2 protein-coding genes are annotated in these 17,280 nt (G+C 75.9%); both read right to left on the reverse strand.

Annotated features, from left to right (window positions below; translation table 11 throughout):
- Positions 1-879, reverse strand: an 879-nt coding sequence (locus tag AB0E67_RS32750) for a beta-ketoacyl synthase N-terminal-like domain-containing protein (RefSeq protein ID WP_362033726.1), incomplete at its 3' end; no start/stop codon positions are given.
- Positions 880-973: 94 nt separating this feature from the next.
- Positions 974-17,215, reverse strand: a complete 16,242-nt coding sequence (locus tag AB0E67_RS32755) for a type I polyketide synthase (RefSeq protein WP_362033729.1) — start codon at positions 17,213-17,215, stop codon at positions 974-976.
- Positions 17,216-17,280: the final 65 nt, after the last annotated feature.

The following is a 17,280-nucleotide window of genomic DNA, read 5'->3' on the forward strand; positions in this document are numbered from 1 at the left end:
ACCATCCTGATTCACCGCCGAACCCCGCACCACCCCCCACACCCGACGCCCCGAACGCCGCGCATCCGACAACCGCTCCAACACCAGCACACCGAGTCCTTCCGAGAACCCGGTGCCGTCGGCGTCGTCGGAGAAGGACCGGCACCGGCCGTCCGGGGAGAGCCCGCCCTGGCGGCTGAACTCGACATAGGTGCCCGGCGAGGCCATCACCGTCACCCCGCCCGCCAGGGCCAGCGTGCACTCCCCCCGCCGCAGCGCCTGCGCCGCCAGGTGCAGCGCCACCAGCGACGAGGAACACGCCGTGTCCACGGTGAGCGCCGGACCCTCCAGACCCAGGGTGTAGGCGATACGGCCGGAGGCGACGCTTCCGGAGCCGAAGCTGCCGAAGTAGTCGTGGTACATGAGGCCCGCGAACACCCCGGTGCGGCTGCCGCGCAGCGACGTCGGGTCGATGCCCGCGTGCTCCAGCGCCTCCCAGGAGCCCTCGAGCAGCAGCCGCTGCTGGGGGTCCATGATCCGCGCCTCGTGCGGGCCGATGCCGAAGAACGCGGCGTCGAAGTCCCCCGCGTCGTACAGGAATCCGCCCTGCCGGGTGGTGGAGCGGCCGGGGGTCCCGGGTGTCGGGTCGTACAGGTCCGGGTCCCACCCGCGGTCGTCGGGGAACGCGCCGATGCCGTCCACGCCGTCCGCGACGAGCCGCCACAGTTCCTCGGGCGTGGTCACACCGCCGGGGTAGCGGCACGCCATCCCGACGATCGCGATCGGTTCCCGGGCCGCGGCGGTCAGGGCGCGGTTGCGCTCCCGCAGCCGTTCGGTCTCCTTCAGCGAGGCGCGCAGCGCCTCGACCAGCCTGGTGTCCGGCTTCTGGGGCTCGGCCATGGTCCTCTTCCTTGTCACGGGCGTCGTCGCGAACGGAGACCGTCCCGGGACGTCTTCGCGAACGGAGACGGTCCCGGCGCGTCGTCGCGGACGGTCACGGGGCGTCGTCGTCGCGGACGAGGTCGTCGAGCGCCAGGGTGATGAGGCTCTCGGCGTCCATCGCGTCGATCGAGGGGCGGCCGGGCGTCTCGTCCGCGGCGCGCTCCCGGGCGGGGCGTACTCCCGCGAGGTCGAGCAGACCGTCCAGCAGTCCGGCCTCGCGGAGCCTCTCCAGGGGAAGGGCGGCCAGGGCCGCGCGGACCGTGGCCTCCTCGTCGTCCTCCCCGTCCGTCCCCCTGGACTTCTCCCCCTCGGGCGGGGCCAGTTCGGCGGCCAGGTGCTCGGTGAGCGCCGCCGGGCTGGGGTGGTCGAAGACGAGGGTGGCGGAGAGCCGGAGCCCGGTCGCCTCGTTGAGCCGGTTGCGGAACTCCACGGCGGTCAGTGAGTCGAAGCCGAGGTCCTTGAAGGGCAGTTCGGCGTCGAACTCCTCGGTCCCGAGCACCTGTCGGGCCTCGTCCCGTACGAGTTCCAGCAGGCGGGCGGACCGCTGCTCGGGGGCGCGCGCGGCCAGCTCGCGGCGGAGCGCGGCCGAGGCGGCCGTCGCGGCGGCGCCGGTCCGACGCGGGGCGCGCACCAGTCCGCGCAGCAGCGGCGCGATCCGGTGGGGGTCCCGCGCGCCCAGGTCGAGGCGGGCGGGCAGCAGGACCGGTTCCTCGCGTCCCACCGCCGTGTCGAAGAGGTCCAGGCCCGTTCGCGCGTCGAGGGCGAGGACGCCGCCGGAGGCGATGCGGTGGGCGTCGGTGTCGCCGAGCCGGTCCGCCATGCCGCCGCTGCCCGCCCACGCGCCCCAGGCGAGCGAGACACCAGGCAGTCCCTGGGACCTGCGGTACGCGGCGAGGGCGTCGAGGAAGGCGTTGCCCGCGGCGTATCCGGCCTGGCCCGGGCTGCCGAGCAGACCGGCCGCGGACGAGAACAGCACGAACGCCGTCAGGGGCCGGTCCGCGGTGAGTTCGTGCAGGTGCCAGGCGGCGTCGAGCTTGGGCCGCAGCACGGTGTCCAGCCGCTCGGGCGTGAGCGAGGTCAGGACGGCGTCGGCGAGCACGCCCGCGGTGTGCACCACGGCGGTGACCGGGTGCTCGTCGAGGACGCGGGCGAGGGCGGCACGGTCGGCGGAGTCGCAGGCGGCGAAGATCACCCGGGCGCCGAGGGCGGTCAGTTCCTCGCGCAGCTCCCCGGCGCCGGCCGCGTCGGCCCCGGTACGACTGAGCAGGACCAGCCGGGTGGCGCCGTGGGCGGTGACCAGATGGCGGGCCACCAGCCGGCCGAGGGCGCCGGTGCCGCCGGTGATCAGGACGCCGCCCGTCCAGTCGACCGGGGCCGGCTCGGTGCCGCGGGGCGCGCGCACCAGCCTCGGGGTGCTCATCATGCCGTCGCGCAGGGTCAGTTGGGGTTCACCGGAGGCGACGGCGGAGGGCAGCAGTCGGCGCGAGGCGTCGCTGTCGTCGAGGTCGGCGAGGACGATCCGGTCAGGGTGCTCGGACTGGGCCGAGCGGATCAGACCCCATGCGGCGGCGGCGCCGGGGTCGGTGACCGTGGTGCGGCCCGGATCGGTGGTCGCCGTGGTCTCCGTGGTCGCGGTGTGCCCGGGGCCCGTATCGGTGGCCCCGGACCACCGGGGGCCGGTGGCGCCCCGGGTGGTCACGACCAGGCCGGTGGCGCCGAACCGCTCGTCGGCGAGCCAGTCCCGCACCGTGGCCAGCAACCGCCGGGTCGCTGCCCGCATCTCCTCGGGGCGATCGCCGCCGGAGTGCGGGACGACCAGGACGTCCGGGGCGTGGGCGGCGGCCTCCGCCAGACCGGCGGCGGTGGTGACCTCGGCGGTCTCCCCGGCCAGTGCGGCGGCCAGGGCGTCATGGCCGGTGCCGAGCACGGTCCACCGGCCGGCCTGCGGGGCGGCGGGCACGTTCGTGGGCACCCAGTCGAGGGCGAACAGGTCGTCGTGCCCGCCCGCGGCGGCCGTGGCGATCCGCGCGGGGTCGACCTCCCGCAGCGTCAGCGACGCGACCCGCGCCACCGGCCGCCCGTCGGCGTCGGCGGCGTCGACGCGTACCGCGCCCTGTCCCAGCGGGGCTATCCGCACCCGCAGGGCCGTCGGGGCCTCGGCGTACAGTTCGACGCCGTTCCAGGAGAACGGCAGGGCCATCCGTTCCGGGGCCCCGGCGCGCAGCCCGATGGCGTGCAGCGCGGCGTCGAACAGGGCCGGGTGCAGGACGAACGGGGCGCCCGCCGTGTCAACGGCGACCTCGGCGTACACCTCGTCACCGAGGCGCCAGGCGGCGCGCAGTCCCTGGAAGCGTGGGCCGTACTCGGCGCCCAGTCCGGCGAGCCGGTCGTAGACGCCGTCCACGTCGACCGGTTCGGCGCCGGGGGGCGGCCAGGCGGTCAGGTCGCGGGCGGGTTCCGGGGCGGCGGGCGCCTCCCGACGGGTGCCGGTGGCGCGGACGGGCTCCCGATCCGCGGGGCGGAGGGTTCCGGTGGCGTGGGTGGTCCACGGTTCGCCGTCGGCGGGCGCGGCGTACACGTGGAAGGCGCGGGCGCCGCCGGTGTCCGGTTCGCCGACGGTGCACTGGAGGCGGACGGTGCCGTTCCCGGGCAGTACCAGCGGTTGCGCGAGGGTCAGTTCGTCGATCACCGGGCAGTCCAGCCTGGCCCCGGCGGCGAGGGCCGTCTCGACGAAGGCCGTACCCGGCAGCAGTGGTACGCCGCCGACGGCGTGGTCGGCCAGCCACGGCTGGGCGGAGAGGGAGAGCCGCGCGGTGTACAGGGTGGCGTCGGCATCGGCGCGTTCGACGGCGGTGCCGAGCAGCGGGTGTCCGGTGGCGGGGGTCGTCGCGGCCGGGTCGCCGGTCATCCAGTAGGAGTCGCGCTGGAAGGCGTAGGTGGGCAGGTCGGATCCGTCGCGGTGGGCCAGCAGCCCCGACCAGTCGACGGCGGCCCCGTGCACGTGCAGGGCGGCCAGCCCGGCGACGAGGGCCTCGGCCTCCGGCCGGTCCTTGCGCTGGAGCGGGACGACGGCGGAGTCGTCGGGCAGGCAGTCGCGGGCCGCGGCGGTGAGCGCTCCGCCGGGGCCGGCCTCGGCGAAGTGCCGTACGCCCGCGTCGCGCAGGCGGGCCACGGCGTCCGCGAAGCGGACCGTCTCGCGGGCGTGCCGCACCCAGTAGTCGGGGGTGGACAGTTCGTCGGCGGTGACCGGGGCCCCGGTGAGGGTGGACACCAGGGGGATGCGCAGGGGGCCGTACGTGACCGACTCCGCGATCTCGCGGAACTCCTGGAGCATCGGTTCCATCAGGGCGGAGTGGAAGGCGTGACTGACGGTCAGTTCCTTGGTGCGCTCGAAACGGGCGGCGAGCGCGCGGGCCGGTCCGGCCGGTCCGGAGAGCACGACGGACGCGGGCCCGTTGACGGCCGCGATGCCGACGCCGTCGCTCCCACCCTCGCCGTCGCCGAGCAGCGGTACGACCTCGTCCTCCGCGGCGCGTACGGCGATCATCACGCCGCCCTCGGGGAGCGCCTGCATGAGTCGGCCCCGCGCGGCGACGAGCCGACAGGCGTCCTGGAGTCCGAGGACGCCCGCCACGTGCGCGGCGGCGAACTCGCCGACGGAGTGCCCGGCCAGCAGGTCGGGCCGGACGCCGAACGACTCCAACAGCCGGAACAGGGCCACCTCGAAGGCGAACAGGGCGGGCTGGGTGTACTCGGTGCGCTCCAACAGCTCGGCGGAGCCGATGACTTCGGCGAGCGGCCGGTCCAGCAGCGGGTCGAGCTGGACGCGGACCTCGTCGAGGGCGGTGGCGAAGACGGGGAACGCGGCGGCGAGTCCGGTGCCCATGCCGGGCAGCTGGGAGCCCTGGCCGGAGAAGAGCAGGGCCAGTTTGCCGTCGGTGGCCGTGCCGGTGGTGCCGGTGGGCGGGGTGCGGCCCTCGACCAGCGACCGCAGTCCGGTGACCAGGTCCTCACGGGTGCGTCCGACGACGGCGGCGCGATGGCCGAGCGCGGTGCGCGCGTGGGCGAGGGCCCCGGCGATCCGGTGCGGGCCGGTCTCGGGGGTGCCGGTCGAGGTGTCCGGGGTGCCGGTCAGGTGGTCCAGCAGCCGTGCGGCCTGGGCGCGCAGCGCCTGCGGGGTGTGACCGGACAGCAGCCAGGGCACGGTGGCGGGCGCGCGGGTGGCGGTGGGCGGCTCCGGGGCCGGGGCGGCCGGAGCCTCGGGCGGTGCGGCCTCGACGATGACATGGGCGTTGGTGCCGGAGATGCCGAAGGAGGAGACGCCCGCGCGGCGCGGGCGGCCCGGGTCCGGCCAGGGGCGGGACCCGGCCAGCAGCCGGACGTTGCCGCCCTCCCACTCCACGTGCCGGGAGGGCCGGTCGATGCCGAGGCTGGCCGGCAGGGTCTCGTTGCGGATCGCCTGCACCATCTTGATGACTCCGGCGACCCCGGCGGCGGCCTGGGTGTGGCCCAGGTTGGACTTGACCGAGCCGAGCCAGAGCGGCCGCTCCTCGGTGTGCTCGGCACCGTACGTGGCGATCAGGGCCTGGGCCTCGATGGGGTCGCCGAGGGTGGTGCCGGTGCCGTGCGCCTCGACCGTGTCGACGTCGGCGGCGGCGACCCCGGCCGCTTCGAGCGCGCGGCGGATGACGCGTTGTTGCGCGGGGCCGTTGGGGGCGGTGATGCCGTTGGAGGCGCCGTCCTGGTTGACGGCGGTGCCGCGCAGGACGGCCAGGACCGTACGGCCGTTGCGGCGGGCGTCGGAGAGGCGTTCCAGCAGCAGCACACCGGCGCCCTCGCCGAAGCCGGTGCCGTCGGCGGCGTCCGCGAAGGGACGGCAGCGGCCGTCGCGGGACAGTCCGCGGTGGCGGCTGAACTCCACGAACGTGCCCGGGGTGGCCATGACGGTGACGCCCCCGGCCAGGGCGAGGGAGCAGTCGCCCTGGCGCAGGGCCTGGGCGGCCAGGTGCAGGGCCACCAGGGAGGAGGAGCAGGCGGTGTCGACGGAGAGCGTCGGCCCCTCCAGCCCGAGGGTGTAGGCGACCCGTCCGGAGACCACGCTGCCGGAGCCGAAACTGCCGAAGTAGTCGTGGTACATCACCCCGGCGAACACTCCGGTGTCGGAGCCGCGGAGGGTGGCCGGGTCGATGGAGGCACGTTCCAGGGCCTCCCAGGACGTCTCCAGCAGCAGCCGCTGCTGCGGGTCGGTGACCAGGGCCTCCTCCTCGTCCATGCCGAAGAAGGCGGGGTCGAATCCGGCGGCGTCGTACAGGAACGCGCCGTGCCGGGTGTAGCTGGTGCCGGGCCGGTCCAGGGTCGGGTCGTACAGGGTCTCGATGTCCCAGCCCCGGTCGGTGGGGAACTCCCCGACGGCGTCGCGGCCCTCGGCCACGAGCCGCCACAGGTCCTCCGGCGAGGCGATGCCACCGGGGAAGCGGCAGGCCATGCCGACGATGGCGATGGGTTCGTCGGCGGCGGCCCGTACGTCGGCCCCGGGTGCGGATGCGGATCCGGGGACGGGGGTTTCGAGGGTGCCGGTCAGCTCGCCGAGCAGATGGCGGGCGAGATCCGCCGGGGTGGGGTGGTCGAAGACCAGGGTGGCGGGCAGCCGCAGCCCGGTCGCGGCGGCGAGGCCGTTGCGCAGCTCCACGGCGGCCAGCGAGTCGAAGCCGAGTTCCCGGAAGGCCAGGGTGCGGCCGACGTCCTGGGCGGAGCGGTAGCCGAGGATGGTGGCGACGCGGCTCCGGACGAGTTCGGTGAGGAACGGTTCGCGCTCGGGTTCCAGCAGGGCGGCGAGCCGGTCCCGCAGCGGGGCCGCGCCGGACGTCCCGGCCCGGCCCGCCGCGAGGGCACGCCGTACGGGCACCAGACCGCGGAACAGCGGGGCGAGGGCATCCGCCTGGGCGCGCAGCGCGGCGGTGTCGAGGCGCACCGGCAGAACGGCGGGTTCGCCACCGCGCAGGGCCGCGTCGAACAGGGCGAGCCCGTCCTCGGTCGACAGCGGGGCGACTCCGCCCCGGGCGATGCGTGCCCGGTCGTTGTCGTCGAGGGTGCCGGTCATGCCGCTCGCCCGGTCCCACAGGCCCCAGGCCAGGGAGTGCGCGGGCAGGCCCAGGACCCGCCGGTACGCTGCGAGGGCGTCGAGGTAGGCGTTGGCGGCGGCGTAGTTGCCCTGGCCCGGGGAGCCGAGCGTCGCGGCGGAGGAGGAGAACAGCACGAACGCCGACAGGCCGAGTCCCGCGGTGAGTTCGTGCAGGTTCCAGGCCGCGTCGACCTTGGGCCGGAAGACCGTGTCGACGCGTTCGGGGGTGAGGGAGGCGAGCACGCCGTCGGCCAGGACGCCGGCCGCGTGGATCACGGCGGTCAACGGGCGGTCGGCGGGTATCGCGGCGAGGACGGCGGCGAGCGCGTCCCGGTCGGCGACGTCGCAGGCGGCGGTGGTGACCTCGGCACCCAGCGCGGTCAGTTCGGAGACGAGCGCGTCGGGCGCGCCGCTCCGGCTGAGCAGCAGCAGATGCCGCACGCCCCGTTCACCGGCCAGGTGGCGGGCGACGATGCCGCCGAGGGCGCCGGTCGCACCGGTCAGCAGGACGGTGCCGGTGCCGAGACCGGGTCCGGCGACGGTCGGTTCGGTGACCGTCGGATCGGCGGAGGCGCTGCCTCGGCCCGTGGTCCCGGGATCCCGGTCCGGGTCGTCGGCCGGATCCGGAGCGGAAGGCGTGACGCGGGCGAGGCGCGGCACGTGCCAGGCGCCGTCGCGCAGCGCGAGGTGCGGCTCGCCCGTGGCGACGGCCTCGGCGAGACGGGCGAGGTCGGGGGCGGTGTCCGCGGCGGCGTCGGCCGCGCTCTCGGCGCCGGTCCCGGTCTCGCTCTTGGTGTCGGTGTCGGTGTCGGTCGCGTTGTCGGCCTCGATCAGGACGATGCGGCCGGGGTTCTCCGACTGCGCCGAGCGGACCAGACCGCCGACCGCCGCCCCCGCCGGGTCGGTGCCGGTGACGACCACGAGGGTGCGGTCGCCTCCGCGCTCGTCGGCGGGCCGCTCGTCCACCAGCCGCTCGTCGGCGTGCCGTTCATCGGTGAGCCGTTCATCGGTGAGCCGGGCGCGCAGACCGTCGAGCACGGCGGCGACGGCCGCGCGGGTCGCGGCGGCGTCGGCCCCCGCCGGGGCGCGCAGCACCTCCAGTGCCTCGGGCGCGGGCACGGGCTCCGTCGGGGCGGGTGCGGGCACCCAGTCGACGCGGTAGAGCGCACCGGACCGGGTGGATCGGGCGGCGGCGTCGACCGTGTCGGCGCGCAACGGGCGCAGGGCGAGGGAGTCGACCGTGGCGACGGGGTCGCCGGCGGGGTCGGTGAGCACGAGGGAGACGGTGCCCTCGCCGCGGGCACGGACCTCGACGCGCAGCGCGGTGGCGCCGGTGGCGTGCAGCCGTACGCCGGACCAGGCGAACGGCAGCAGCGCCCGGTCACCGGCGGCGTCGGTGAGACCGACGGTGTGCAGGGCGGCGTCCGACAGGGCCGGGTGCAGGGCGAAGCCGTCGACGGGGGCCTCGGTGGCGACCTCGGCGTAGAGGGCGTCCTCGGTGCGCCAGGCGGCGCGCAGCCCCTGGAACAGGGGACCGTAGCCCAGACCGAGCGCGGCGAGTTCCTCGTACAGGCCGTCCAGCGGGACCGGGTCGGCGCCCTGCGGCGGCCAGGAGGTGAGCGGTTCGACGACGGCGGGGAGGGTGCCGGTGGGGGCGAGGAGGCCGTCGGCGTGCCGGGTCCAGGGCTGGTCCTCGTCGGTGCTCTCCGCGCGGGACCAGAGGGTCAGCGGGCGGTCGGCGCCCTCGGGCGGGCCGACGACGGCCTGGAGCTGCACGGCACCGTGCTCGGGCAGGACCAGCGGGGCGTGGAGGGTGAGTTCGACGAGGTCGCCGCAGCCGACCTGGTCGCCCGCGCGCAGGGCGAGTTCGAGGTGTCCGGTGCCGGGGAACAGCAGCCGGCCGGCGACCCGGTGCTCGTTCAGCCAGGGGTGGGTGCCGACGGAGATGCGGCCGGTGAGGACCGCCTCCCCACTGCCGGCCCGTACCATCGCGGCGCCGAGCAGCGCGTGGTCGGTGGCCGCGAGACCGGCGGCGGTGACATCGGCGCCGGTGGCGGTGGAGTCGAGCCAGTACCGCTCGCGCTGGAAGGCGTACGGCGGCAGCGGGACACGGCGGGTGCGGCGGCCCTCGGCGACGGTGGCCCAGTCCACGGCGGCGCCGTGGGTGAACGCCTCGCCCAGGGCGAGGAGCAGCCTGTCCCGGCCGCCCTCGTCGCGGCGCAGCGAGCCGACGGCGGCCACGGCGGCGTCGGTCTCCTGGATGCCGACGGTGAGCACCGGGTGCGGGCTGCATTCGACGAACAGGGCGTGTCCGTCGGCGGCGGCGCCGCGTACCGCCTCCTCGAACAGCACGGTGTTGCGGAGGTTGGTGTACCAGTAGTCGGCGCCGAGCTCGGCGGTGTCGACCGCGGTTCCGGTGACGGTGGAGTAGAAGGGGACGTCGGTGGTGCGCGGGCGGATCCCGTCGAGCACGTCGGCGAGGCGTTCGCGCAGGGACTCCACGTGGGCGCTGTGCGAGGCGTAGTCCACGGGCAGCCGCTTGGCACGGACGTGCTCGGCGCGCAGCCGGGCGAGGAGTCCGTCGAGGGCGTCGGAGTCGCCGGAGACGACCGTGGAGGCGGAGCCGTTGACGGCGGCGACGGAGAGCCTGCCGCCCCACTCGGCGATCCGGGTCCGCACCTGGTCGGCGCCCTCCCCGACGGACATCATGCCGCCGGAGCCGGACAGCAGTTCGGCGATGGCCCGGGAGCGCAGCGCGACCACCCGCGCGCCGTCGTCCAGGGACAGCGCGCCCACCGCGCAGGCGGCGGCGATCTCGCCCTGGGAGTGGCCGATGACCGCGGACGGCGTGACGCCGTGGCTGCTCCAGGTGTGCGCCAGTGACACCATGACCGCCCACAGCAGCGGCTGGACGACGTCGACGCGGTCGAGTCGCCCGCGCAGTTCCGCGCGGAGGTCCCAGTCGGCGTACGGCTTCAGCGCGTCGGCGCACTCGGCCATCCGGGCGGCGAACACCGGTGATTCCGCGAGCAGTTCGGTGGCCATGCCGGACCACTGGGAGCCCTGGCCCGGGAAGACGAAGACGGGCCGGGCACGGCCGGTGGCGGTGCCCTGGTGGAGGTTGCGGGCGGTGTCCCCGGCGGCCAGCGCGGTGAGCGCGGCGCGCAGTTCGGCGGGGCCGGTGCCGGTGACGGCGGCCCGGTGGGGGAAGCGGGCGCGGGTGGTCGCCAGCGACCACCCGACGTCGGACGGGTCGAGGCCCGGGTGGGCGTCGAGGTGGGCGAGCAGCGCGGCGGCCTGACCGGCGAGGGCGGCGGGCGACTTGGCCGAGAGCAGCCAGGGGACGGCGAGTCCCGGGGCGGTGGTTCCCGGTGCCCCCGGGGCGGATCCGGACTCGTCGGACCGGACGGCCGGTGCGCCCTGTTCGGCCTGTTCGGCCGGGGCGGGCTCGGCCGGTACGGTCTGTTCGGCCGGTGCCACGGCTGCGCTCGGGGCCACGGGTTCGGCCGGGTCGACCGGTTCGCCGTCCGGGGCCTGTTCGAGGACGACGTGGGCGTTGGTGCCGCTGATCCCGAAGGACGACACCCCGGCCCGGCGCGGGCGCCCGGCCTCCGGCCAGGACCGCTCCTCCGTCAGCAGGCGCACCTGCCCGGCCTCCCAGTCCACCTCGGTGGACGGCCGGTCGACGTGCAGGGTCCTGGGCAGCGTGCCGTACCGCATCGCCTGCACCATCTTGATGACCCCGGCGACTCCGGCGGCGGCCTGGGTGTGCCCGATGTTGGACTTGACCGAGCCCAGCCACAACGGGCGGTCCTCGGGCCGGTCCTGCCCGTACGTGGCCAGCAGCGCCTGCGCCTCGATCGGGTCGCCGAGCGTGGTGCCGGTGCCGTGCGCCTCCACCACGTCGACGTCGGCGGTGGTGAGCCGGGCGTTCTCCAGGGCCTGGCGGATGACGCGTTCCTGGGAGGGGCCGTTGGGCGCGGTCAGCCCGTTCGAGGCGCCGTCCTGGTTGACGGCGGAGCCGCGGACGACGGCGAGCACCTGGTGGCCGTTGCGGCGGGCGTCCGAAAGGCGCTCCACTACGAGGACGCCGACGCCCTCGCCCCACACCGTGCCACCGGCCGCGTCCGCGAAGGCGCGGGTGCGGGCATCGGGTGCGAGCGCGCCCTGCCGGCTGAACTCGACGAAGGTCTCCGGGGTGGCCATGACCGCGACGCCCCCGACCAGCGCGAGCGTGGACTCTCCCTGGCGCAGCGACTGCCCGGCCAGGTGCAGCGCCACCAGCGAGGAGGAGCAGGCGGTGTCGACCGACAGCGAAGGTCCCTCCAGTCCGAGGGTGTAGGCGACCCGTCCGGAGATGATGCTGCCGGAGCCGAAGCTGCCGAAGTAGTCGTGGTACTGCACGCCCGCGAACACACCGGTCGGGCTGCCCTTGAGGGAGAGCGGGTCGATGCCCGCGTTCTCCAGCGCCTCCCAGGAGGTCTCCAGCAGCAGCCGCTGCTGCGGGTCGGTGACGAGCGCCTCCTTGGGGCTGATGCCGAAGAACGAGGCGTCGAAGTCGCCCGCGTCGTACAGGAATCCGCCCCGGCCCACGTAGGAGGTGTCGGGACGCTGCCGGGTGGGGTCGACGACGCGGTCCACGTCCCAGCCCCGGTCGGCGGGGAAGTCCCCGATGGCGTCGGTGCCGTCGGCGACCAGCCGCCACAGGTCCTGCGGGGAGCGGACGTCGCCGGGGTAGCGGCAGGCCATGCCGACGATCGCCAGTGGTTCGTCGGCGCGGGCCCGCCGGGTACGGCCGGCGCGCCGCTCCGCGCCGCCCGCCCCCGTACCGGCGACGAGGGTGCCGAGGTGGGCGGCGAGCGCCTCGGGCGAGGGGTGGTCGAAGACCAGGGTGGCGGGCAGCCGCTGCCCGGTCTCGGCGGACAGGGCGTTGCGCAGTTCGATCGCGGCGAGCGAGTCGAAGCCGAGTTCCTTGAAGGCGCGGTCGGTCTCCACGGTGCCGGGCCCGGTGTGCCCGAGGACGGCGGCCACGTGGACGCGGACGGTGTGCAGCAGCGCGTCGGCGCGTTCCGCCTCGCCGAGGCCGGCCATGCGGTCGGCGAAGGCGGGCCCGGTGCCGTCCGCGGCGGCAGCCGCCCGGCGTACCGTGCGCCCCGCCAACCCCGCGAAGAGCGGGGCGAGTTCACCGCCCTGCGCGCGCAGGGCGGACGGGTTCAGGCGGACCGGGGCCAGCGCCGCGCGGTCGGTGCGGACCGCCCGGTCGAACAGGGCGGTGCCCTCCTCGGCCGACAGGGGGGTCATGCCGCCGCGCGACATGCGGGCGAGGTCGGCGTCGTCCAGGGCGCCGGTCATGCCGCCGGTCGGGGCCCACGGCCCCCAGGCCAGGGACAGGGCGGGCGAGCCGTGGGCGCGGCGGTGGGCGGCGAGCGCGTCCAGGACGGCGTTGGCGGCGGCGTAGTTGCCCTGCCCGGGGGCGCCGACGACCCCGGCGACGGAGGAGAACAGCACGAAAGCGGACAGGTCGTGACCGTCGGTCAGCTCATGGAGGTGGAGGGCGCCGAGCGCCTTGGGCGCGAGGACGGTGTCGATCCGCTCGGGTGTCAGGGAGGACACCACTCCGTCGTCGAGGACGCCCGCGGCGTGGACGACGGCGGTGAGCGGACGGTCCTGCGGGAGGGCGGCCAGGACGGCGGCGAGCGCGTCGCGGTCGGCGACGTCGCAGGCGTACGCGGTGGCGTCGGCGCCGAGGGCGGCGAGTTCGGCGACCAGTTCGCCGGCCGCGCCGCTCCGGTTGACCAGGGCGAGGTGGCGTACGCCGTGGTCGCGGACCAGATGCCGGGCGAGTACGGGACCGAGTCCGCCGGTGGCGCCGGTGAGCAGGACGGTGCCCCCGGGGTCGAAGGCGGGTGCCGGACGGTCGTGGGGCGCGGCGGCGCGTACGAGTCGGGCCGCGCGGGCGGTGCCGGAACGCACCGCGATCTGCGGTTCGCCGGAGGCCAGGACGGCGGGCAGGAGCGGGCCGGGGTCGGTGCCGGGTTCGAGGTCCAGCAGGACGCACCGGCCGGGGTTCTCCGACTGGGCGGAGCGGGCCAGGCCCCACACGGCCGCTCCGGCGAGGTCGGGCACGTCCTCGCCGTCGGCGGAGACGGCGCCCCGGGTGACGACGGCCAACGGGCGGGGATCGTCGTCCTGGAGTGCGGCGAGCACGGTGTGCAGCGCGGCGCGCACCGCATCGGCGTCCCTGCCGGGTGCGGTCTCCAGCAGCCGGTGTCCGGTGTCGGGGGCGTCGGGGGCAGGGGCCGCGATGCCCGGGGCGTCCGTGTCCAGTGCGTCGCTGCCCAGTGCCAGTGGCTGCCACGCGAGGGTGAACAGGGCGTCGGCGACGGGGTCGTGCTCGTCGCGCAACCCGGTCAGCGGGCGGGAGGCCAGTGACTCGACGGTGGCGACGGGCGCTCCCGCGGGGTCGGCCAGGTCGACGGCGAAGGTGTGGTCACCGGTGGGCACCATCCGGGCGCGCAGGGCGGAGGCGCCGACGGCGTGCAGGGTGACACCGGTGAACGTGAACGGCAGCCGGGCGGTCTCCTCGCCGGAGCCGTCGCCGAGCAGGGCCAGGGCGTGCAGGGCGGCGTCGAAGGCGGCCGGGTGCAGGCCGAAGCGGGGCGCGTCGGCGGCCGGCCGCTCCGGGAGCCGGACCTCGGCGTACAGTGCGTCGCCGTCCCGCCAGGCAGCGGTCAGGGCGCGGAAGGCCGGTCCGTAGTCGAGACCGGAGGCGGCATGCCGCTCGTACAGGCCGGCGAGGTCGAGTTCCTCGGCGTCCCGCGGGGGCCAGGCGTCGAGCCGGGCGCCGGGGACGCCCGCGCCGGGGGCGGCGTCGGCGGAGGCGGTGAGCAGGCCGGAGGCGTGCAGGGTCCAGGGGGCGTCGGCGGGCAGGTTCTCGGCGCGCGCGTGGATCTGGACGGTGCGGGCCCCGGCGGCGTCGGGGGCGCCGACGGCGACCTGGACGCGGACGCCGTCGTCGGGCGGGAGCACCAGCGGTACTTCCAGGGCGAGTTCTTCCAGCCGGACGTGACCGACCTGGTCACCGGCCCGGACCGCGAGTTCCACCATGGCGGTGCCGGGCACCACGACCGAGCCGGCGACGACGTGGTCGGCGAGCCAGGGGTGGCTGCGTACCGACAGCCGGCCGGTGAGCACCGCCGCGTCGGAGTCGGCGAGCACGGTGGCGGCGCCGAGCAGCGGGTGGTCGGCGGGGTCGAGCCCGGCGGCGCCGACGTCGCCGACCGGGGCGACCGTCTCGGGCCAGAACCGTTCGCGCCGGAAGGCGGTGGTGGGCAGGTCGACGGTGCGGGCGCCGGTGAACAGCGCCTCCCAGCGCGGGCCGTGACCGGCGGCCCACAGTCGGGCCAGGGCGGTGAGCAGGGTCTCGGCCTCGTCCCGCTCGCGACGGCAGGCGGCGACGAGGACGGCGTCCGGGCCGACGGGGCGGCCGTCGGCACCGCGACCGGCACCGCGGTCGGCGGCGTCCCGACCGACGCGACCGCCTTCGGTGCCACGACCGGCACCGGCGTCACCGTCGGCGTGGCGGCCGTCGGTGTGCTCGGCGGCCAGGCATTCGCGGGCCATGGCGGTCAGCACCGCGTCGGGGCCGATCTCCAGGTAGCGGGTCACGCCCTGGGCGGCGAGGACGCGGATCCCGTCGTGGAAGCGGACCGTCTCGCGCACGTGCCGCACCCAGTGGTCGGGGGTGGTGACGTCCTGTCCGGCGAGCGCGCCCGTCAGGTGGGACACCAGGGGGACGGTCGGCCGGTGGAACGTCAGGGACGACACCACGGACCGGAACTCGTCCAGCATGGGTTCCATCAGCGGCGAGTGGAAAGCGTGCGACACCTTCAGCCGCCTGCTCCTGGCGAACCGGGCGGCGATCGCCTCGGCCTCGGCGGCGTCGCCGGAGACGACGACGGAGTCGGGCCCGTTGACGGCGGCCAGCCCGACCCGGTCGGTGAGCAGAGGCCGGACGTCGTCCTCCCCCGCGCGCAGGGCGATCATGGCGCCGCCCTCGGGGAGGGCCTGCATCAGCCGGCCGCGCGCGGCCACCAGCGTGGCGGCGTCCGCGAGGTCCAGTACGCCCGCGACATGGGCGGCGGTGATCTCGCCGATGGAGTGCCCGGCGAGGTAGTCGGGTTCCAGGCCCCAGGACTCCACCAGCCGGTACAACGCGGTCTCGAAGGCGAACAGCGCGGTCTGGGTCCGGGCGGTGCGGTCGAGCGGCTCGGGGTCGTCGCCGAGGACCAGCGCGCGCAGTTCGTCGTCGCCGAACCGTTCGCAGATCTCGTCGAAGGCGCGGGCGAAGACCGGGAAGCGCGCGTACAGTTCGCGGCCCATGCCGGGGCGCTGGGAGCCCTGGCCGCTGAACAGGAAGGCGGTCTGTCCCTTGCGCACGCGGCCGAGCGCGGCGGCCGGGCCGCCCCCGGCGAGCCGGTTCACGGCGTCGAGCAGGTGCTCGCGGTCGGCGCCGAGGACCACGGCCCGGTGCGTGTGCGCGGTGCGGGTGACGGCCAGGGAGTGGGCCACGTCGACGGGGTCCTGGTCCGTGACGGCGGCGGCCAGGCGGGCGGCCTGCTCGCGCAGGGCGTGCTCGGTCCGGCCGGAGAGCACCCACGGCACCAGCGGCGGTGCGGTGCGCGGCGCCGGCAGTTCGGGCGACGCCGGCTCACCGACCGTTTCGACGGCTGTTTCAACGCCCGGTTCGGCGGCCGGTTCCACGGCTGTTTCAACAGCCGGTTCGACGGCCGGGGCCTCCTCCAGGATGGTGTGGGCGTTGGTGCCGCTGGCGCCGAAGGAGGAGACGGCGGCCCGCCGGGGCCGTCCCGGGTCGGTCCAGGGGCGGTTGGCGGTGAGCAGGCGGACGTTGCCCCGCTCCCAGTCGACCTTGGTGGACGCCTCCTCGGCGTGCAGGGTGCGCGGCAGCACGGCGTGCCGCATCGCCATGACGGCCTTGATGATTCCGGCGACTCCGGCGGCGGCCTGGGTGTGCCCGATGTTGGACTTGACCGAGCCCAGCCACAACGGGCGGTCCTCGGGCCGGTCCTGCCCGTACGTGGCCAGCAGCGCCTGCGCCTCGATCGGGTCGCCGAGCGTGGTGCCGGTGCCGTGCGCCTCCAGCAGGTCGACATCGGCGGTGGTGAGCCCGGCACCGGCCAGCGCGGCACGGATGACGCGTTGCTGGGAGGGGCCGTTGGGCGCGGTCAGCCCGTTCGAGGCGCCGTCCTGGTTGACGGCGGAGCCCCGGATGACGGCGAGCACCTGGTGGCCGTTGCGGCGGGCGTCGGAGAGCCGTTCCAGCAGCAGCATCCCGGCGCCCTCGCCCCAGCCGGTGCCGTCGGCAGAGTCCGCGAAGGACTTGCAGCGGCCGTCCGGGGCGAGCCCGCGCTGACGGCTGAACGCGATGAAGGAGTTGGGGGTGGACATGACCGTGGCGCCGCCCGCGAGCGCGAGGGAGCACTCCTTGCCGCGCAGGGCCTGCACGGCGAGGTGCACCGCGACGAGCGCGGAGGAGCAGGCGGTGTCGACGGTGACGGCCGGGCCCTCCAGTCCGAGGGTGTAGGAGATACGGCCGGAGATCACGGCGGCCAGGGCGCCGGTGCCGAGCGCGGCCTCGCTGTCCTGCTCCGTCCTCGCCAGGACGTCCCGGTAGTCCTGGCCGTTCGTACCGGCGAACACCCCGACGCGGGTGCCGTGCACCGAGTGGGGGGCGATACGGGCGCGTTCCAGCGCCTCCCACGACACCTCCAACAACAGCCGCTGCTGCGGGTCCATGGCCACCGCCTCGCGCGGGCTGATGCCGAAGAACTCCGGGTCGAATCCAGCCGCGTCGTCCAGGAAGCCGCCGCGCCGGGTGTACGTCCTGCCGGTGGCGTCCGGGTCCGGGTCGTAGAGGGCGTCGGTGTCCCAGCCCCGGTCGGCGGGGAAGTCCCCGATGGCGTCGGTGCCGTCGTGGACGAGCCGCCAGAACTCCTCGGGCGTGCCGACCCCGCCGGGGAAGCGGCAGCTCATCGCGACGATCGCGACGGGTTCCCGGTCCTGCGTCTCCACCTCGCGCAGCCGCTGACGGGTCCGGTGCAGATCGGCGGAGACCCGCTTGAGGTAGGACAGCAGCTTTTCGTCGTTGGTCATCGGGTGTCGCCACTCCTGTGCAAAGAGGTGTGCGAAGAGGTGTGCGGAGAACCGTGCGGGGAGGT

It is taken from the genome of Streptomyces sp. NPDC032161 (genome assembly GCF_040636995.1).
GTDB lineage: Bacteria > Actinomycetota > Actinomycetes > Streptomycetales > Streptomycetaceae > Streptomyces.

Coding starts and splice junctions, on each gene's coding strand:
- AB0E67_RS32755 (WP_362033729.1), bottom strand. CDS start 17,215: ATGACCAACGACGAAAAGCTGCTGTCCTACCTCAAGCGGGTCTCCGCC.